Source organism: Vibrio sp. V04_P4A5T148 (assembly GCF_963875605.1).
In the GTDB taxonomy this organism is placed as follows: Bacteria; Pseudomonadota; Gammaproteobacteria; order Enterobacterales; family Vibrionaceae; genus Vibrio; species Vibrio anguillarum.
On sequence record NZ_CAWNMS010000018.1, the window covers coordinates 1 to 19,472 of the forward strand.

Sequence of the window (19,472 nt, forward strand, 5' to 3'; positions counted from 1 at the left end):
GAATTATATAAATATCAAGGGAGTTGTTGCATGATGGAAGAATAAACGCATTCATAAAAAGCGCACCAAATTGGAACGTGCGCTCCATTTTAATGCACTCTATTTTTTTGGCTCGTTCCAGATTGCAGGCATTAAAAAGGCCTCCCGCAGGAAGCCTTTTCTTAAGAGTAAACCGTGGATCAGTTTACGCCACGAGATTTCAAGAATTCAGCATAAGTGCCTTTGAAATCGGTCAGTTTGTTATCACGGATTTCAATGATGCGCGTTGCCAGTGAATCCACAAATACGCGGTCGTGAGATACGAAGAACAGAGTCCCTTTGTAGTTCTCCAAAGCCGTGTTGAGTGATTCGATCGATTCCATGTCCATGTGGTTGGTTGGCTCATCCATCAACAGCATGTTTGGCTTATGCATCATTATCTTACCAAGCAACATACGACCTTGTTCACCACCAGAGATGACCTTAACAGATTTCTTGATGTCATCTTGGCCAAACAACATGCGCCCTAAGAAGCTGCGGATCACTTGCTCGTCATCCCCTTCTTGACGCCATTGGCTCATCCAGTCAAACAGGTTCATATCTTCGGCAAAATCGTGCGCGTGATCTTGAGCGTAGTAACCAATGTTTGCGTTTTCAGACCATTTATAGCTGCCGCTACGAGGCTCAAGTACACCCGCTAAGGTGTTAAGCAGTGTCGTTTTACCGACGCCGTTTTCACCAATGATCGCTACGCGTTCGCCCACTTCAAAAATGGCGTTGAAGTTACTGAACAGATCGTTTTCAAAACCTTGGCTAAGGTTTTCAACTTCTAACGCGTTACGGAACAACTCTTTCGATTGTTCAAAACGAATGAAAGGGTTTTGGCGGCTAGACGCTTTAACTTCGTCCAATTGGATCTTGTCAATCTGCTTAGCTCGTGACGTCGCTTGCTTCGCTTTAGATGCGTTCGCAGAAAAGCGTGCAACGAAAGTTTGCAGTTCAGCAATCTGTGCTTTCTTCTTGGCATTATCAGAGAGCAGACGAGCACGCGCTTGCGATGCCGCTGTCATGTACTCGTCGTAGTTACCCGCGTACAGACGCAGTTCACCGTAATCCAAGTCAGCCATATGTGTACATACGCTGTTTAAGAAGTGACGGTCGTGCGAGATGATGATCATGGTGCAGTTACGTTGGTTTAGCGTATCTTCTAGCCAGCGAATGGTATCCATATCCAAGTTGTTGGTTGGTTCGTCAAGCAGCATGATGTGTGGTTCAGCAAACAAAACTTGCGCCAATAGCACACGTAGTTTCCAACCTGGTGCCACTTCGCTCATCAAACCAAAGTGCTGTTCAAGAGGAATGCCCACCGCAAGCAACAATTCACCGGCTTTAGACTCGGCCATGTAGCCGTCCATTTCCGCGAATTCAGTTTCGAGATCCGCAACCTTCATGCCATCTTCTTCGGTCATTTCAGGCAGAGAATAGATACGGTCACGTTCTTGTTTAACTTTCCACAACTCTTTGTGGCCCATGATTACCGTATCGATAACCGTGAACTCTTCGTAAGCGAATTGATCCTGATTTAGTTTCGCCACACGTTCGTTAGGATCATAGCTAACGTTACCACTCGAAGGTTCAAGCTCTCCGCTTAGAATCTTCATAAATGTTGACTTACCACAACCGTTAGCGCCAATCAGGCCATAGCGATTACCTTCGCCAAACTTAACGGAAATGTTTTCAAACAGAGGCTTTGCGCCAAATTGTTGAGTGATATTCGCGGTGGAGATCAAAACCAGTACCTTAATAAATGTGAATTGTATAAAAAACTGCGCAACGTTACTTGTTCAAGGCTCGAACTGCAAGCGATGTTTTTGTTTCACTGCCCTCGTAGTGCGAGTAACTCGCTCATTTAATGCCTACCTGCCACTGATCATAAGTTTCGAGAGAGCAATCACATCCCCTGCGCTGGTTTTTGATACTTATTGATACATCTGCGACTATCACTGCAAACCTATAGGATACCCGTATGATTTCAGTTGCTTTGGTGGATGACCACCTCATGGTTCGCTCTGGTTTTGCACAACTGTTATCGGTTGAACCAGACATTCATGTCCACAGTGAGTATGGTAGCGCGCGCGAAGCATTTCGTGCGCTGGTGAACGCTTCTATCGATGTGGCAGTTATCGACATTTCAATGCCCGACGAAAGTGGGCTTGTGTTGTTAGAGAAACTGCGCCGCGCTCAGCCGGACTCTAAAGCCATCATTCTCTCTATTTATGATTCAGCGTCCTTTGTCAGTAAAGCGCTAGAAGCTGGCGCTTGTGGTTATTTATCAAAACGTTGTGGGCCTGGGGAGTTAGTGAGCGCCATTCGTACCGTGGCTAATGGTGATCGCTATTTGTGTGCCGATGCCTTAATTAACCTAAGCAATGCTTCAGGTACGCCATCTGTCCTTGAAGGGTTAACTAAACGCGAAAGAGAGGTGTTTGATCACCTGATTTTAGGCAAAGACGTCAAAGAGATTGGTTACGATTTATCAATTAGCCACAAAACGATTCACGTGCATCGGGCAAATATTTTAAGCAAACTGGGGCTTACCAACAATGTGGATCTCATCCGCTTTGCTATTACTCACCAACTGTTGGTTAACGAGACGTTATAGAAGCGGCTATGCATTTTCATCACCGATTTTCTGAAGCTTTACCTCGGTTGTCTCTCTCCTCTGGCTTTAGCTATGCATTTGCATGCGTTTTGTATTCAATTGGTTGGTTTTGTTTATGGAACATCAGCCGCTACTTAACTCCTGATTTATTGCTGGCTGGTCTGTTTTTGCCCACAGGCTTAAAGCTGGCCACACTCGCTCTTGCACCGCGTCGTTTTTGGCTTGGGATCACTTTATGCGAAATGGCTATAGTGGCGTTGCTCGGGCATGTGTTGGCTATCGCTGCTCATGAATATCTATTACTGCTGTTTGCATTGATCGCTTATTGGCTGGCGATTGCCTTTCAATCTCTCTGGACATCACTGCACGTTTATTGGAAAAAACTGTTGGCGCTTACCGGGTTGACGGTCGTTTACGGCATCTTATGTGGGAGCTCGGTTTTGCTGTTGGTCAAACCGCTCAACCTCGAACTGCATTACGTGGCACAAGCGACCGTTTCAGCTCTGACCGGCGGTATACTGCTCACTCCGTTCTTGTTTCTCCTGTACGATTATCTACATCAGCAGATCTGGAGACCACTGTCACCCGATCTCATCCATCAGGACGTAACACTTCGCCCCTCTGCGTTGCTGTGGTGTTTGCTTTTTTTTAGTGGCGGATTGATCGCGGAGTTAACCTTGCTAGAGCAGCTCAAACCGATCGCCCTGCTCATTTTCCTGCTTCCCAATATTTTTATGGCTTATAAATACGGTTGGCAAGGCGGCGTATTGGCTAGTCTAATGAACAGTATTTTGCTTGCTACGGCACGGCAAATGACAGGTTCATTTGAATCCGATATTGAACTACAAAGTTTTATAGCGACGCAGGCTTTTGTTGGTTTAGGGCTTGGTATCGCGATTAGCCGTCAATATTTCTTGGCGCAACGCTTAGCTAAAATTAACCAAAAGCTGGCAATCGAACTCGCGAACAAACAGCAACTGGCTCGGCAATTAGTCAAGGTTGAAGAGCAAATCCGAAAATCAGTTGCACGCGAACTGCATGATGAAATTGGCCAAAATATTACCGCGATACAGATCCAATCCATGCTCGCTAGTCGCTTAGCACAAAATGAAAAACAAACCAACATCGCTGAGACGATCAACACGCTCGCGCTACGAATTCACTCATCGACACGTCAATTATTAACCGAGCTTCGCCCTCATGCGCTTGATGAATTGGGGCTTGAGAGCGCAATTCGGCAGCTTGCAAGTGAAATGAAATTTGCGGAACGACACGTCGATTTTCGTCTGAATTTCGGAATTTTTGCAGAGCGTTTAGATGACATTACGGCCGTTACACTGTATCGAATTATTCAAGAGCTGCTTAATAACGTGTGCAAACATGCACAAGCATCAGCCGTGCAATTAAGCCTTGTTCCCGGTGACATGTTCAGTGTCGAGCTGCGTGATAATGGCATTGGTTTAGCTTCCAATTGGCGCAGCAAAGGTCAAGGCTTACTCGGCATCGAAGAACGCGTCAGCGCACTGGGTGGCACATTTTTAATTGAATCGCAGCGTAGCCAAATACCACTTGGGACGCGCATAACTGTTAACTTGCCCACAAAACCGCTCACAATATCAACAAACTAGGAAAATTTCCTAGTCACTTATAACTTTGTCTCATTCATTTGGTGAATCACTCCGATACCATCTCTTAGCACTAGGGAGAAACATAGCATGCTGGGTTTTCTGATTTCAAAACCGACATCAGCACCTATAGAACCACAGGACATTGATGCAACTTATCGTTACTGGCGCTTGCATTTAATGTTATCGATGTACGTCGGCTATGGGGTGTTTTATTTCACACGCAAAAGTCTCAATTTTGCCATGCCTGCGATGCTCACTGATCTCGGGCTTGAACATTCCGATGTGGGTCTGCTTGGTACGCTCTTTTACATGACCTACGGTTTGTCAAAGTTTGTTTCTGGCATGGTCAGCGACCAATCAAAACCGAGTTACTTCATGGGTTTGGGGCTGGTTGCAACGGGTGTGATTAATGTGCTGTTTGGTTTGAGCTCTTCCCTAGCCGCATTTACCGTGCTTTGGACATTGAACGCTTTTTTCCAAGGTTGGGGATGGCCGCCGTGCGCTAAATTGCTCACCACCTGGTATTCCCGATCTGAACGTGGGTTTTGGTGGTCTATCTGGAACACTTGCCACAATTTAAGTGGCGCGCTCATTCCGATCAGCATTGGTTTTATCGCTGTGACTTTTGGTTGGCGGTACGGATTTATTGCACCGGGTTGCTTGGCGATCATCGTTGGTTTAGTGCTCTGCTTTCGCATGCAAGATAAGCCCACAACGTTAGGGTTACCCCCAGTGGGTGAGTGGCGTAACGATGAATTAGAAAAGCGCCATGAGTCTGAAGGTAAAGGGCTGCCATTTCGCCAAATTTTAAGTCGTTACGTGCTAGGGAATAAGTACATTTGGCTGTTATGTAGCTCCTATCTACTGGTGTATGTGGTGCGTATCGCGCTAAATGATTGGGGTAATTTATACCTCACTGAACGACATGGTTATGAGCTTTTTTCGGCCAACGCTGCCGTATCGATGTTTGAAGTCGGAGGATTTTTAGGATCGCTATTTGGTGGTTGGGGCTCGGACAAATTTTTTAAAGGCAATCGAGCGCCGATGAACTTGATTTTTGCGCTAGGCATTTTCATTTCAGTGGCGGCGTTATGGCTAACACCGATTGACAACTTTGTGGTGTTGTCGGGCTGCTTCTTTTCCATCGGATTTTTTATTTTTGGTCCGCAAATGATGATAGGAATGGCCGCCGCTGAATGTTCGCACAAGGATGCGGCTGGAACCGCGACCGGTTTTGTCGGCTTATTTGGCTATCTTGGTGCAGCGTTAGCCAGTTACCCATTGGCTGTCATTATTGAACAATTTAGTTGGGAAGGATTTTTCAGTGTCATTACCCTCTCAGCCGCACTGATTGGATTACTGATTTTGCCCTTTTTAAAAGCGCAACAGCGTGCAGGGAATGCCGTCACTATGTCATAACCTTTCCTCACGTTGTTTTCTGATTTCGCTGTGTCATGCAGCAAAAACGAAATCACAGGAATGTGATGAAACTTAACGCTGCCCTACGTCTACGTTAAGTAATGAAAATAACAAGAGGAAACAGACATGAAAGATAGATTACCTCGCAGTGTACTTGCTACCTGCATTCTCGGTGCTTCGCTTGCCGCGCCTCAAGCATTTGCTGAAGGCCGACTCGTGGTTTATTGCAGTGCCACTAACGCCATGTGCGAGACAGCGACTAAAGCCTTTTCTGATAAATATGACGTAAAAACCTCTTTTGTTCGCAATGGCTCTGGTAGCACGCTGGCCAAAATCGAAGCAGAGAAGAAGAACCCACGCGCGGATGTTTGGTATGGCGGCACGTTGGATCCTCAATCACAGGCGGGTGAAATGGATCTCTTACACGCTTACCAATCCCCGCAGCTTGAATTCATTATGGATGGATTTAAAGATCCAGCGAAACGCAAAGGGAACTACTCTTCGGCCGTTTATATGGGTATTTTAGGTTTTGGGGTGAACACTCAACGTTTGGCTGAAAAAGGATTACCGATCCCGCGCTGCTGGAATGATTTAACCAAACCTGAATACAAAGGAGAGATTCAAATCTCTGACCCACAAAGTTCAGGAACAGCCTACACCGCATTAGCCACCTTCATTCAACTTTGGGATGAAGATAAAGCCTTTGATTATTTCAAAGCACTCGACAAAAACGTCTCTCAATACACCAAATCAGGTGTTACCCCTTCACGTAACTCAGCGCGTGGTGAAATTGCGATTGGTATTGGTTTTTTGCATGACTACTCACTCGAACAATCGAAAGGAGCACCGCTGGAGCTGATTTCGCCTTGTGAAGGTACAGGTTATGAAATTGGTGGTGTGAGCATTATCAAAGGGTCGCGTAACCTTGATAACGCGAAACGGTTTGTTGACTGGGTCATGTCAAAAGAAGGACAAGAGCTGGCATGGAAAGAAGGTCAATCTTTCCAAATTTTAACTAACACTCAAGCGGAACAATCCCCCAACGCCCTCGACCCTAAAAAGTTAACCTTGATCGATTATGACATGGATACCTATGGATCCTCTGATGAACGTAAACGATTGATTAATAAGTGGGTTAATGTTGTAAAAATGGGCGAATAGCCAACGCATTCCCTTGTCTTAGCCTCGATGGGCAGTGCCTACTGCCCTTTTTATAAAGCCAATACCAGGCTTATCACCGTGTGGCTACAAATAACTTTGGTACAGAAAAATGAATGAATTTACAGCAGGCACTGCACCACATCGGCCGCTAAAAACCTCGCATAGGGACCCGATTTTTTATTGGATCCTGACGTTATTGTGTGCGTTTGTGCTGTTGCCCTCTTTTGCACTTGATTACGGAGTGTTTGATTCAACATCGCAAGAGTTTTATGCCGCTATGGGTTGGAGCCGTGCCAATATTTCTTGGTTATGGTTTGCGCTTCCGGGTGTACTTCTCATTCGCCCTTGCTATGCAGGTAATAAGTACGCCAAACACCGTCACTATTTTGATATCGGTTATTCAGCGGCATGCATGTTTTTCGTGTTGGTCAGCTCTTGGTATACCCAGCAAGGTTTAGGTTATTCAACCATTGCACTATTTATTGCCTTAAGTGCTGTCATGACATTGGCATTGGCTCGTCTTGAGTTTTTGGGCGGTGACAGCTTCGTGATTGGTGCTCTGATCTCGATTGTTCTCTTGATCACGATTTTTATTATCTTTCCGAGTATCGCCATCTTTGTACCGATGTTCCAAGATGAAATGGGGAACTTTGTTGCGTGGCAATTCATTGAAATTTTGAGCCGAGCGCAGATCATACAAATTGTTTGGAACTCCGTACTGCTTGGCGTATCTGTGGGTATAGGTGCCACTTTCTTTGGTTTGATCTTTGCTATCTATACCACACGCATTGCCACTCGCTCCGCTTTCATTGCGCGAATTTTTTCTATTCTTCCCATTGTGACTCCCCCTTTTGTCGTTGGGCTTGGGGTGACTTTAATGCTTGGGCGCTCCGGTTATATCACCGAACTCATGGTGGATTGGTTTGGGTTACAACAGACAAACTGGCTGTATGGTTTTACAGGCATTTGGATGGCACAAGTGCTCGCCTTTGCTCCTATGTCATTCATGATTTTAGATGGCGCGATGAAATCCCTACATCCATCACTGGAAGAGGCGTCCTACACGCTGCGTGCCAATCGTTATCAAACTTTTTTTAAAATTGTCATGCCATTGCTCAAACCTGCTTTGGCCAACAGTTTCTTAATCATCTTTGTCCAATCACTGGCCGACTTCAGTAACCCGCTTGTACTTGGGGGCAGTTTCGATGTGTTAGCCACTCAGATTTACTTCTACATCGCAGGAGCTCAATTAGATTACGCTTCCGCCAGCACACTTGGAGCCGTCTTGTTGCTATTTTCGTTGGCGATCTTTGTTGTCCAATATCTGTGGATAGGAAAGCGTTCATACGTCACCATTTCCGGCAAATCATATCGTGGCGATGTGCAAGCGCTGCCTACCTTACTTAAACATACGGTTTCGGCACTGCTCTATTTTTGGATGGCATTTAACATCTTGCTTTATGGCAGCATCATCTTCGGCAGCTTCACCGTGAACTGGGGTGTAGATTACAGTTTAACGCTTAAAAACTATATTCATCTGTTTGGCATGGGAATGAGTGAAGGTGCTTGGCCATCACTTATCACGACGATGATTTATGCCGGCGTTGCAGCGCCATTAACCGCCTTCTTTGGTCTGTTGATTGCGTATATCGTTGTCCGTCAGCAATTTTACGGTAAGAAAGTGATTGAGTTTGCAACCATGCTTTGCTTCGCCGTTCCGGGCACGGTTGCGGGGGTATCTTACATTCTTGCATTTAATGATGCGCCTATTTACCTCACCGGTACCGCGGCCATTGTTGTGATTTCCATGGTGATGCGTAACGTGCCTGTAGGCATTCGCGCAGGTATTGCAGGGCTAGGCCAGCTTGATAAATCGCTCGATGAAGCGTCACTCAGTTTGCGGGCTAACTCCTTTAAAACCATTACTCATATTCTGTTGCCGTTATTACGACCAGCAATTCTCTCAACACTGATTTACAGCTTTGTTCGAGCAATGACGACCGTCAGCGCCATTATTTTCTTGGTGACACCAGAAACACGGGTGGCAACGTCTTACATCCTGAATCGTGTAGAAGATGGTGAGTATGGCGTTGCGATCGCATATGGCTCGATTTTGATTGTTGTGATGTTGGCTATTATTTTAATTTTTGATTTTATCGTTGGCGAGGCACGTGTTTCTCGTTCTAAAGCCAATAACCAAGAATAACCATTGGAGATATCACCATGGAAAATGAAAACTTTGTTGTTTTAAAGAATGTCTGCAAGCGTTTTGGCGATAAAACCGTCATTGGTAATTTGGATTTAGAAATCAAAAAAGGCAGCCTTGTAACGCTGCTCGGCCCTTCAGGATGTGGAAAAACGACCGTGCTGCGTTTGGTCGCAGGGCTTGAAAAACCAACCAGTGGCCAAATTTTTATTGATGGTGAAGATGTCACGAACACTTCCATTCAGCAACGTGACATCTGCATGGTGTTTCAATCTTACGCTCTGTTTCCTCACCTTTCCTTACATGACAACGTAGGTTACGGCCTAAGAATGATTGGCTTGAGTAAAAATGAAGTAAAACAGCGAGTGGATGAAGCCTTGAAATTAGTTGATTTAGAAGGCTTTGGGGAACGTTACGTTGACCAAATTTCAGGAGGTCAGCAACAGCGAGTAGCGCTCGCTCGCGCGTTGGTGCTTAAGCCTAAGGTATTGCTATTCGATGAGCCGCTCAGTAACTTGGACGCCAATTTAAGACGCAGCATGCGTGAAACTATTCGAGAGTTGCAGCAGCGTTTTAATATCACCTCTTTGTATGTGACGCACGATCAGGCTGAGGCCTTTGCCGTTTCTGATACTGTGATTGTGATGAAAGATGGCGACATCATGCAGCAGGGCTCACCAACTCAACTGTATAAGCACCCAACCTCGATGTTCATGGCCAACTTCATGGGCGAAGCCAATATTTTTGAGGGTCAATATGATGGTGAATATTTGATCATCAATGGCTATAAGATCCCCGCTAATGATGACAGTGTCACGGCTTTGCCTGCGGGAAATTATCAAATTGGTGTTCGACCAGAAGCTATTTTGCTCTGCGCGGACGGTGATGCCTGCCAACAGTGTCAAATTACCAGTATTGCTTACATGGGGTCGATGTATGAAGTGTTGGTTAAATGGCACAACAAAGAGCTGTTACTGCAACTCAACTCGTCACAGTTTGACCCCAGTTACGCTGATCACGCTTATCTGACGATCAACCCCGTGGGGTTATTCCTACTACCTGAAGATGCTTAATACTGCCTAGCTTGACCAACCGCCTCCAAACTAATGGAGGCGTTTGTGTCTTAGTGAGAGCAATGAAAAACTTAACGAGAGCAATGAAAAAGATCCACCCGCACAAGTGAGATTGGTTATAATCATCAGCCAGTTAGCACCAAGGCATGAGTTGCGTTATCATCCTTACCTTGGTTTGTCGCCACTAAAAATGGGCGAGTGATGCTCAATCAATGAGTTTAACTTGTCTGTACGGCGCTCTTCTCATCGCACAATTAAGAGACATTTCATGTTACTTCCCACACAAACAAGTTGGGTTATTTTAGCGGGTGGGCAAGCCAGCCGTATGGGTGGACAAGACAAAGGGCTGATTGAACTCAATGGCCAACCTTTGATTCAACATGTCATGAATAAGCTTAAGCCGCAATCTACTAACCTGACGATTAACGCTAATCGTAACCATGCACAGTATCGTCAGTTTGCACCTGTCATTTCCGATACCATGGCTGATTATCCCGGTCCACTCGCTGGAATTCAGGCAGGGTTAACCCATGCACAAACCGATTGGGTCGGATTTGTCCCTTGCGATTGCCCGTTGATCAATGACGATCTTGTTGCGCGTTTTTGCCATGCTGCTCAAGACTCGCATGATATTTTAGTCGCCCATGATGGTCACTTCGCTCAACCCGTATTCACCCTTATTCACCAACGTGTGCTGCCAACACTGACTGCATTTTTAGAACGTGGCGAGAGAAAAATCACCCGTCTTTATCAAGAATGCCACACAGATTACGTTGACTTTAGCGACTCGCCAAACTGCTTTTTGAACCTCAACACGCCTCAAGATCTGGCACAATTTGGAACTTTGACATCATGAAATATCAAGCGCCTTCATGCCCTTTACTTGGTTTTGCGGCCTACTCTGGCACAGGAAAAACGACCCTGCTTGAAGCCTTATTGCCCAAGTTAAGGGCAGCAGGCCTAACATTAGGCGTACTTAAGCACGCGCACCACGATTTTGATATTGATAAACCAGGTAAAGATAGCCATCGGCTGCGTAAAGCGGGGGCAAGCCAGATGTTAGTTGCATCGCGCTATCGTCATGCAATGATGACTGAGACGCCAGAAGCCGAACCCGATTTCGAATATCTTTTGTCTCGCTTTGATTACGATAAACTCGACGTAATTTTAGTTGAAGGGTGTAAAAACCTCGCCTTTCCAAAAATTGAGTTGCACCGTGCTGAAGTGGGTAAACCTTGGCTATATCCAAATGATGAAAATATCATCGCTATCGCCGCGGATGAAGTTGTGAAAAGTGCTTTGCCACAGATGGACATCAATGATCTCGATGCAATAGCAGCGTTTGTGATTGAATATGTACAGCGTTGTAAATGAAATATCCTGCGCTATTTCGGTGCTGAAAGCGTGACAATTATCCCACTTAAAGGCAAAATCTAGCCCATTACATGTTGGTTAGTCATGTTTAAGCGCTACCAACGCCCCCCATTTTCAATCGGTTGATAGTAAGCGATCAGCCTTTGTTTATTTTCCCGAAATTGGGAATGACGATTTTAGAGAGATGATCATGGCTCGCACCATTTTGTACACTTACAAAAATGAAGATAAAACGCTGACTTTTTCTTACGAAAAGCATCACAACATTCAAGAAGCAGTAGCCGAAGCAGAAGGTATTGATATTACTGATTTTTTAAAAATGGAACAGCAGCTGGAAATGATTTCTGACGCAAAAGCGGTACGCAATTACCGCGATAACCACTTTAAAAAGTTAGGTTTTAGCAAGCTAACACTGCAACAAAAAGAAAACGTAGGTGTGGGTAAAAAAGGCGCTAACACCAAATAAACAGAACTTAGGTTAAAGAGTTAACTTTTGACTGATATAAAAAGGGCCCGTTTGATTATAGGCCCTTTTTGTTTGATTTTATGATTTGATATTAAGGAAAGCCGCACCACGTACGCCGCCTGAATCACCATGTTTTGCTTTGATGATCTTCGGACATTTCGCGACAGAAAGCAGGTGTTTCGGTACGCGTTTAGGCATCTCTTGGTAGATCAATTCAAAGTTTGATAAACCGCCACCGAGCGCAACAACGTGTGGGTCATTGGCTGTAAAAATGTTGGCAAAACAGATGGCAAGTAGCTCCATAAAGCGCTCAACATGCTCAACGGCTTTCGCTTCGCCTGCTTCATTGGCGTGAATGATATCAATCGCTTTTTTGTGCTCGCCGTAATAATGCTCGTACAATAGCTCAAAACCGCGGCCAGAGAGATAACTGTCTAAGCATCCTTGTTTGCCACAACCACAGCCGAGCATCGGCGCGTTATCGCCAAGATGTAACCATGCATCAAGAGGCAGACGCATATGACCAAACTCCCCTGCTACGTGGTTACGACCAGAGAACACTTTCCCTTCATAGATAAGGCCGCCACCAAAACCTGTGCCGAGAATTAGGCCCATAACCGAAGGCTCATTTTTCAGCTCATCGTCCCATGCTTCAGAAAGCGCAAAGCAGTTTGCATCGTTTTCAATCTTCACGCTGCGGCCAATTTTTGCTTCTAAATCAGCGCGTAACGGCTTGCCTTTTGCAGCAGGAACGTTGACGGTTAATACCGTAGCATCATCAGCATCTTCCATACCTGGTAGGCCAAGGCCTATTTTGCCTTCCACACCCAATTGCGCGTCATATTTACTCACCAACTGCGCAATGGTTTCAACTAGCAGATTGTAGTCGTTTGTTGGGGTAGGAACGCGCTCCGTTGCTACGCGTTCTAACTTCTCATTAAACGCACCAAACTCAATTTTAGTGCCACCGACATCAAAGCCGTAGTACATGCAATCTCTCCTAAAATTTGCTCATCAATGAGCTAAAAATAAAACTTTGGGCATTATCCACAGAGCTCAGCCTACAATCCGTGACCGAGTACCAATTTATCTGGTCTATAGGTTCGATTGAACAATTACTCATCACCGAATCGATCAACTTTAGAGTCACGTCTCGCTTTGCTTTGCTGCTGGTCGATGAAACGTTTCAAGACTGGCCTGCTCAAATCATGCTTTAGGCGGGTTTTGCTCAGCAAGTAACTTTCTCGAAACACTTCAAACCATTGGCTTAATAGCAGAGAGGCTTGATGCTCACCCACTTCAGCCAATACCAACGACGCCACTTCAGCCGTTGATAAATGCTGCTCATTATCAGATTTACGCATCATATATTGCGATACGCTTTTAGGTGCGATAGACATCACCGGAAGCGCATCCAAATAAGGTGATTTGCGAAACATTCGTCTTGCCTCGCGCCAGCTTCCATCAAGCAATATCAACAGTGGTTTGCGTTTATCGTGCGCGCTGGGAGGGCTTTGCATTACTCGAGGCTTTTCATCCACATACTCTTCGGGAAAAATGACGACTGGTTGATAAGCGGGATTATTCAACAGTGCTAGCATTTCCGCGTGAGGTTCGGTGCGATTCCACTGATAAACGTAAGTTTCTTTAATCACATCGGCAATTAGTCGACCAGTATTACTGGGTTTAAATACTTCATTTTCAGAAACCAGCAGTAATACTGCGATATCCGTATCCATATCCGGTTGATGGCCGCATAAGCAGTATTGCGTGGCGACCTGACAATAGGCGCAACGTTCAACTTTCGCACCACGAGCTTGAAAAGGTTTGGTCGATAACGCTAAGCGATGTTGGAACAAATGGTTAAATGCGTGGATTCTCATAAATCAGGGCGGCAAGCTGGAAAGTGCTGCCGATTGTACTTACAGTACAAGCAGATTCCTAGCACAAGACCATTGAAGATGAGCCATTAAGCATGAACCTGAACCCTGAATTGATCCGTTTGAGCGTATTTTTCGCTGTATTTATGCTTTGTGCGCTGTGGGAATGGTCTTGCCCACGTAAAACACTCACCCAAAGTAAAGCCACTCGCTGGCTGAATAATTTAGGTTTGGTTGGTTTAAATAGCGTGTGCTTATCGCTATTGATGCCAGTGTTAGCCATTGAAGCGTCTTATTGGGCGCAGCAAGACTCGATTGGCCTTTTTAATTGGGTGGATTTACCACAAGTAGCTGAAATTGTGCTGTCAGTTATTATTCTTGATGGCGTGATTTACGCCCAGCATGTGCTTTTTCACTTCTCTCCTTGGTTATGGCGTTTACATCGCATGCACCACGCTGATCAAGATATTGATGTGACCACTGGCTCACGGTTTCACCCATTCGAAATGATTCTCTCTTTGTGGATCAAAATCACTTGCGTGATCATGTTGGGTGTCAGCCCATTCGCGGTATTGATATTTGAGGTTGTGCTCAATGCGAGCGCGATGTTTAACCACAGTAACGCAAAATTACCGTTGAAAATGGACCGTTGGCTTCGCTGGTTGGTGGTGACACCTGACATGCATCGGGTGCATCATTCAGTCATTGTGCGAGAAACTCACTCCAATTTTAGTTTTTTCTTGTCATGTTGGGATCGGCTATTTCGTACTTATCGTGCGCAGCCAGAATTGGGCCATAAGCAGGTCATTATCGGCCTACCACTCTTTCGAGAGAAGCGTGAGCAGTGGTTGGATAAAATGCTTACCCAACCATTTAGAAAAAAGTGACAACGTCATGAAAATACAGAAATTCGCACTGGATAAGCTAGTTGAGCGTATATTTATGCAACATAGCCTGCTGTTCACCCGCAACTTCAGCCACCTGCTCTGAACTTTCGACCATGGCTTCAAGCTGTAATTTGGTTTGCTCACCTTGCGATGAAACTTGGCTGATAGATTGGCTTACATCGGCCGTCGCTCGCTCTTGCTCTTCTGTTGCAACGCTTATCTGCTCAACTCGAGCACGAATCTGTTCCACTGCTTTTTCTATCTGCTCAAATGTTGTTTTGACTTCTTGACTCGATTGCAGCGCATTACTCATCTCTTGGCGCGAATCCGATACCGCTTGACGAGAGCGCTGCGTTGCATTGGTGAGTTCATTCATCATGTCTCGGATATTGGTGGTTTGCTGTGATGTATCGCTGGCTAATTTGCGTACTTCATCGGCTACAACCGCAAAACCACGCCCTTGTTCGCCAGCTCTTGCTGCTTCAATCGCGGCGTTCAACGCCAGTAAGTTGGTACTGTCAGCAATACCGCTGATCATATCCACCATCTCGCGAATTTTCTTCACGCGCTGGTCAAGCTCGTGCATTGCTTCATCGTTTAAATGCAGTGTATTTTCAAGAGATTCCAAGCGAACACGGTTTTGTTCCACTACTTTCACCCCTTGCGCAGAAAACTGGCTGGCAGCCACTGATTCTTCATAAGATTCACTGGTCACAAGCGCGATATTCCGAATCGCCGATTCCAACTCACTCACTGTGGAAACCATGTTAACCAACGAATCATTTTGTGCGGCTAAACTGCGGTTGGATTTATCGGCTGCATCGTGACTGGTTTCGGCATTTTGGTAGAGCATTTCACAATTGCGCGTTACGGTAGAAATTGAATATTTTGTTGATTCAATAACTTGGTTTAGTTGTAGAGCAACTTCTTTAAATTCACTCGGGCCAATCAAGCGAGCGGGTTGAGAAAAATCGTGTTGAGTTAATAATGCAAGCTTGGCCAATAAGTTATTCAGCCCCAGCTTTAGCCAGTGGCGTAACCCTAGCCATGCAAGTAAAACCAAAGCGACCAGAATAATGCCGCCAGTATATTGTACTTGCTTAACCATTAGCATTGCGTCATGAACCACGTTCTCACTGTGTTTGATCAACTCACTTGCGGTGGCAGAAATCGTATTTAGCAGTGCTACCGTGTCTTTGGCTAGCTGCGCAGCTTGTGCCATTTCTTGTCGCTGCTGCTGTGCTTGCTCAATTTTATTTAAGATCAGTGCCAAAATGCCATGCTCAACAAAACCCGCTTTAACCATTTCATAAGGTGCCGTCAGGCTCGCAAACTCCATAACATCAGGATGCCACTCTTTGAAATCATCAAAGGCTAGCTCAATTCCCGCCATGCGATTACGGATTTCTTTAAATTGCACTTTGGCCTGTTCAGGATCGTTTTGCATCATTAACAGTAAGAAGGTACTTTCCATCGAACTTGCACTGGCAATAAAGCGGTTAGCCGCATCCATCGATTCCGGGTTATCTAATGCGAGAAATGAACTGATCCGGTTCATCTCCGGTCCAATGGAGCTTAATCCGTAACGAAACGCGGTGGCGGCGTTATCGATAGCATTCTGCTGTTCAAGCAAAGAGGCCTGCGTTGATAAAATAGAATAGGTGAGCTGCTGAAATGCCGCACTTTTGCTGCGTAACGACACTTGATGATCTTGAGTAATCGCGTTACCGATACGAGTAGCGATGGAGAAAAGCTGGTCAGTAAGTTGGTCAGTCTGCTGGTTTAAGTGGCTTAATTGCTGGTTTACCGCTTCTAATTCTGCCGATTCCGCTGTGCGAATGCCATCTCCGAGAGATTGTACTTGTTCTAATATATTTTGCGTCAACCTTGCATTATTTAATGCCAAAGGTAGTGTTTGTTCAGACAATCCAGAAAACTGTAGCCCTACCTTATCGATGCTTTTTAAACTGGTGATGGATAAAAGGACCACCAGTAACGTCATCGTGATGAAAATGGCACTGATGGTTTGAATCAACGACAGTGAATGTCGATTATTGATTGAGGAATTCATGATAAATGCAACTAAGTGATTAGAGAATGTGTTAAGGCTCAACCATAGTAGGAATGCAATATTTCAAAAATGTTTCAGTTACATTTCATTGGGATGATAAATGATTAAAAGTCCAATACTCTTCGCATTATCAATAACTAGTGTGCTAACGGGTTGCGTAGGATCGCCTATTTCGTCCAATTCTGGCCCTACTTATGTTACTCAAGAAGAGATTCTGTCAATTGTCCAAGATAAAGACGATGGGTTAGGCACGGTTTTTCAGCGCTGGCAAGGAGTGCCGTACCGATTAGGTGGTGAAACGTTGAACGGAGTCGACTGCTCAGCATTTGTGCAAATAGCGTTTAAAGATGTATGGCAGATCCCTCTACCACGAACCACACGCTCACAGAGTCAAACGGGTTTTGAGGTAAATTATCAAAATGCGCAGCGCGGGGATTTGGTCTTTTTTAGAACATCAAGGACGAGCAATCATGTTGGAGTCTATCTAGGAGACAAAAAATTCATGCACGCCTCTACGTCTAAAGGTGTGATGATCTCAAGAATCGATAACCCCTATTGGGCTTCTAAATTCTGGCAATTTAGGCGGATTATAAGCCCGCCTAACTCTGATTAGTCATACTTCAATTAGTCGTACTTCGCAACGGCAGTATCGAACAGATTCTTCACTAAGGCGATGTATTCATCAAGAAAAAGGATCTGTTCATTGGTCGCAGGTTTACTCCAAACACCCGCCAATACTTCACCAAGATCTTCCACTACAGAATCGGCTTCTTTGAGCAACTGGAATCGAACACTGGAATGTAGCTCAGGGTTTTGTTCAAAAATAGCCATGATGTTGCTTGAAACCATGTCGGTCACAACATCTTCTACACTTTCAGCGCCAATATCTCCGCCTGATGTGAACACATCCATATTAAAAGAGAGATGCTCTATCAGAGCCAAATAACCATCGGTTTCTACAACCACTTTAATTCTCCGCTTTACCGCTAAATTGCTAGTAATCACTGTACCTTCAATAATACTAAGCCATGTCAGCCCATTTTCACAGATTTGATAGTTTAGACGTTCAAATTTCCCGCGATTTCTTGATAAGCATCTATTTCACGAGCATTTATTTTCCCCAAAGTAGGATACGCCATCCTATAAATTGGGTTACTAGCACCTAAGCAAGATCAACTTATGGAAAATATAGCGTTATTTTTAATACTATTTCTGTATTCGCATCTGCAAATTCTTGCACTTAATCACATTTATGAGCATTGGTGCTCCCTCAAAAGGAAAGTGGCTAAATTATGTGTCACGCACTTCTGAAATATTCGTAACCATGACCTAAACTACGAATTATTAAGTAAATCAAGGCAGAGGTCGTTATGTGGCAAACTCTCATTCAGCAGTTATCCGATACGCTCATGTTTGAATTTAACCCTGTTGAAAAAGAAAAAGTCAGCGGTGGTGACATTAGTGATTGCTACATGATCAGCGATGGTGAGCAACGCTATTTTGTTAAAGTGAACACACGAGACTTCTTAGCTAAGTTTGAGATTGAAGGTGAAAACCTACGTTCGCTTCGTGAAACGTCAACAGTACAGGTTCCCGAGCTAGTGATGATTGGAACCAGTAAAAATCATGCTTTCATTGTTCTAAACTATCTACCAACCAAACCCCTAGATAACGCGACGAACAGCTATGAGTTCGGTGTACAACTGGCCAAACTGCATCAATGGGGAGAACAAAAAGAGTATGGGTTTGATGCAGACAATTATATTGGTTCCACTTTGCAGCCAAATCCGTGGGACAAAAAATGGGGTCGTTTTTTTGCGGAACAACGTATCGGCTGGCAATTGCAATTGTTGCGTGAAAAAGGAATTGAGTTGTTCAATATCAGCGAGTTGGTCGACGTTGTCCAATCTCGCTTAGCTAACCATAGCCCTCGCCCATCTCTGCTGCATGGAGATTTGTGGCATGGGAATGTGGCAAACTCGGTATTTGGTCCAATTTGCTACGATCCTGCCTGTTATTGGGGTGATCGTGAATGCGATATCGCAATGACAGAGTTATTTGAAGGTTTTCAACCTGAGTTTTACCAAGGCTATGAGAGTATCTTACCTTTGAGTTTGGACTATGTGGAACGTAAGAATATTTATAACCTCTATCATGTCCTCAATCACTACAATCAATTTGGTGGCCACTATCTGGTCGAAGCGGAAAGTTTGATCAAGAAAATCCTCTCCTTTTAACGGTGTAAACAACCGAGCTGTATAGACAACAAATGAGCCTTAATAAATGGCTCTTTTGTTGTTTTATGGGCCAATTCAAAGTTTGAACTTAATTTGCCGCTTAAAGGAACTTAGCGACTTAGTATTAAGGTATCTCCAAGGATGTAAGGAAAGAGATATGAAAAATTATACGGAAAGAATGGTCAACTGCCCTCACTGCGGTCATTCCATTAGGATCACCCTAGATGCATCAAATGGTAGCCAAGAGTTTTATGACGATTGCCCCGCCTGTTGCCATGCGATTCATCTCAATATGATGGTCGATGAACGTTTAGACAAAATAGAGTTGTTTGTTGATGCCGATGATGAACAAATCTTTTAAAAAGTGAGCGCTTGGCAAGCGCTCTTCTTAATGGTTACGTGCAACACGCCAAGCCCCCCCTATCTAGC

At 44.8% G+C, this 19,472-nt stretch carries 17 protein-coding genes and 1 pseudogene; 13 read left to right on the plus strand and 5 right to left on the minus strand.

Annotated elements, in window-relative coordinates; all coding sequences use genetic code 11:
• Positions 1–179: 179 nt before the first annotated feature.
• Positions 180–1,769, minus strand: coding sequence for an ABC-F family ATPase (locus tag AACT18_RS01340; protein WP_094123503.1), 1,590 nt, complete (start codon positions 1,767–1,769; stop codon positions 180–182).
• Positions 1,770–2,005: 236 nt separating this feature from the next.
• Here AACT18_RS01340 and AACT18_RS01345 point away from each other — a divergent pair, with 236 nt between their 5' ends.
• From AACT18_RS01345 to AACT18_RS01385, 9 genes and pseudogenes are all read left to right on the plus strand, one after another.
• A complete protein-coding gene (locus tag AACT18_RS01345) occupies positions 2,006–2,641 on the plus strand; it encodes a response regulator (protein WP_094125878.1) in 636 nt (211 codons plus the stop codon).
• A gap of 8 nt (positions 2,642–2,649) precedes the next feature.
• Positions 2,650–4,269 (plus strand): MASE1 domain-containing sensor histidine kinase, encoded by a 1,620-nt coding sequence (locus AACT18_RS01350; protein ID WP_094125877.1) that lies wholly within the window; start codon positions 2,650–2,652, stop codon positions 4,267–4,269.
• An 87-nt stretch (positions 4,270–4,356) separates the two neighbouring features.
• On the plus strand, positions 4,357–5,688 hold the full coding sequence (gene uhpC, locus AACT18_RS01355; RefSeq protein ID WP_013856875.1) for an MFS transporter family glucose-6-phosphate receptor UhpC: 1,332 nt from the start codon (positions 4,357–4,359) through the stop codon (positions 5,686–5,688).
• 126 nt (positions 5,689–5,814) lie between these two features.
• Entirely contained in the window at positions 5,815–6,849 is a 1,035-nt protein-coding gene (locus AACT18_RS01360) for an ABC transporter substrate-binding protein (RefSeq protein WP_013856874.1), read from the plus strand.
• A gap of 109 nt (positions 6,850–6,958) precedes the next feature.
• Entirely contained in the window at positions 6,959–9,055 is a 2,097-nt protein-coding gene (locus AACT18_RS01365) for an ABC transporter permease (protein WP_029388220.1), read from the plus strand.
• A gap of 17 nt (positions 9,056–9,072) precedes the next feature.
• Positions 9,073–10,128, plus strand: coding sequence for a ferric ABC transporter ATP-binding protein (gene fbpC / locus AACT18_RS01370; RefSeq protein WP_094125876.1), 1,056 nt, complete (start codon positions 9,073–9,075; stop codon positions 10,126–10,128).
• 268 nt (positions 10,129–10,396) lie between these two features.
• Positions 10,397–10,984: a molybdenum cofactor guanylyltransferase MobA gene (mobA, locus tag AACT18_RS01375; protein WP_026027998.1), complete on the plus strand. Its 588-nt coding sequence runs from the start codon at positions 10,397–10,399 to the stop codon at positions 10,982–10,984.
• A pseudogene (gene mobB / locus AACT18_RS01380) lies at positions 10,981–11,493 on the plus strand (molybdopterin-guanine dinucleotide biosynthesis protein B); the annotation flags it as partial. The gene mobA and the pseudogene mobB, both read left to right, overlap by 4 nt.
• 199 nt (positions 11,494–11,692) lie before the next feature.
• Entirely contained in the window at positions 11,693–11,968 is a 276-nt protein-coding gene (locus AACT18_RS01385) for a DUF2960 domain-containing protein (protein WP_026027239.1), read from the plus strand.
• Between the two features lie 78 nt (positions 11,969–12,046).
• Here AACT18_RS01385 and nagK read toward each other — a convergent pair whose 3' ends face one another.
• Entirely contained in the window at positions 12,047–12,958 is a 912-nt protein-coding gene (gene nagK, locus AACT18_RS01390) for an N-acetylglucosamine kinase (RefSeq protein WP_094143018.1), read from the minus strand.
• 125 nt (positions 12,959–13,083) lie between these two features.
• Positions 13,084–13,851, minus strand: coding sequence for a tRNA-uridine aminocarboxypropyltransferase (locus AACT18_RS01395; protein ID WP_094124973.1), 768 nt, complete (start codon positions 13,849–13,851; stop codon positions 13,084–13,086).
• A 92-nt stretch (positions 13,852–13,943) separates the two neighbouring features.
• On the opposite strand from AACT18_RS01395, the gene AACT18_RS01400 reads away from it, so the two are divergent.
• Positions 13,944–14,735 carry a sterol desaturase family protein gene (locus tag AACT18_RS01400; protein ID WP_094124972.1) on the plus strand — a complete coding sequence of 264 codons (792 nt, stop codon included), beginning with the start codon at positions 13,944–13,946 and terminating at the stop codon, positions 14,733–14,735.
• A gap of 37 nt (positions 14,736–14,772) precedes the next feature.
• Here the strand turns inward: AACT18_RS01400 and AACT18_RS01405 are convergent, their stop codons facing one another.
• Positions 14,773–16,848: a methyl-accepting chemotaxis protein gene (locus AACT18_RS01405; protein ID WP_094124971.1), complete on the minus strand. Its 2,076-nt coding sequence runs from the start codon at positions 16,846–16,848 to the stop codon at positions 14,773–14,775.
• 58 nt (positions 16,849–16,906) lie between these two features.
• On the opposite strand from AACT18_RS01405, the gene AACT18_RS01410 reads away from it, so the two are divergent.
• On the plus strand, positions 16,907–17,419 hold the full coding sequence (locus AACT18_RS01410) for a C40 family peptidase (protein WP_017042506.1): 513 nt from the start codon (positions 16,907–16,909) through the stop codon (positions 17,417–17,419).
• An 11-nt stretch (positions 17,420–17,430) separates the two neighbouring features.
• On the opposite strand, the gene AACT18_RS01415 is transcribed toward AACT18_RS01410, so the two are convergent.
• Positions 17,431–17,772 (minus strand): DUF3802 family protein, encoded by a 342-nt coding sequence (locus AACT18_RS01415; RefSeq protein ID WP_026027237.1) that lies wholly within the window; start codon positions 17,770–17,772, stop codon positions 17,431–17,433.
• A gap of 404 nt (positions 17,773–18,176) precedes the next feature.
• Here AACT18_RS01415 and AACT18_RS01420 point away from each other — a divergent pair, with 404 nt between their 5' ends.
• Positions 18,177–19,043 carry a fructosamine kinase family protein gene (locus tag AACT18_RS01420; protein ID WP_017042505.1) on the plus strand — a complete coding sequence of 289 codons (867 nt, stop codon included), beginning with the start codon at positions 18,177–18,179 and terminating at the stop codon, positions 19,041–19,043.
• Positions 19,044–19,200: 157 nt separating this feature from the next.
• Positions 19,201–19,404 (plus strand): CPXCG motif-containing cysteine-rich protein, encoded by a 204-nt coding sequence (locus AACT18_RS01425; RefSeq protein ID WP_010320526.1) that lies wholly within the window; start codon positions 19,201–19,203, stop codon positions 19,402–19,404.
• The last annotated feature ends 68 nt before the right edge of the window (positions 19,405–19,472 follow it).